Annotated in this window: 1 protein-coding gene; it reads left to right on the top strand. The window is 63.1% G+C overall.

The annotated features are described in order from the left end of the window. Positions 1-241, top strand: a 241-nt coding sequence (gene fliJ / locus SB764_RS44125) for a flagellar export protein FliJ (RefSeq protein WP_410867328.1), incomplete at both ends; no start/stop codon positions are given.

Raw genomic sequence — 241 nt, 5'->3', positions numbered from 1 at the left:
CCAGGGGGTGTCCGGCCAGTGGTTGATGGGCTATCAGGGCTTTCTCAACCAGCTGGAGACGGCAGTCGCCCAACAGCGCCAAAGCCTGGCCTGGCACCAGAACAACCTTGAGAAGGCCCGCGAAAGCTGGCAGCAGGCGTTTGCCCGGGTCGAGGGCCTGCGCAAGCTGGTGCAGCGCTATATCGACGAAGCGCGGGCGATTGAGGACAAGCGCGAGCAAAAGTTGCTGGATGAGCTGTCG

This window comes from Paraburkholderia sp. SIMBA_027 (genome assembly GCF_046535315.1).
GTDB classification, from domain to species: domain Bacteria; phylum Pseudomonadota; class Gammaproteobacteria; order Burkholderiales; family Burkholderiaceae; genus Paraburkholderia; species Paraburkholderia tropica.
The sequence above is the reverse complement of the archived record's forward strand: the minus strand, read 5'-3'. Positions and strand labels throughout refer to the sequence as shown.